Genomic DNA, 256 nt, shown 5'->3' with positions numbered 1-256 from the left:
ATGCAGGAGATCGAATCTGCGCTTGGTAAGTCTATTGATGATGTGTTTGATGATTTTGATATGGTGCCATTAGCATCGGCATCGATTGCCCAAGTGCATACCGCTAAGTTAAAAAGTAATGGCGAAGAAGTCGTTATTAAAATTATCCGCCCTGATATCGAACCTATTATTCGTGCTGATACCCAGTTGATGAAACGACTGTCGAAAGTATTACTGAAATTAGTGCCAGAGGCAGCACGTTTGAGACCACTTGAGG

General features: G+C 42.2%; 1 protein-coding gene. It reads left to right on the top strand.

The window, feature by feature from the left end:
* On the top strand, nt 1-256 hold a 256-nt coding region (locus MTCD1_RS19670), incomplete at both ends, for an AarF/UbiB family protein (RefSeq protein WP_235013406.1).

The sequence above is a fragment of the Colwellia marinimaniae genome (genome assembly GCF_002207865.1).
Classification (GTDB): Bacteria; Pseudomonadota; Gammaproteobacteria; order Enterobacterales; family Alteromonadaceae; genus Colwellia; species Colwellia marinimaniae.
Note: the sequence above shows the minus strand (reverse complement) of the source record. Positions and strands in the feature narration are given on the sequence as shown.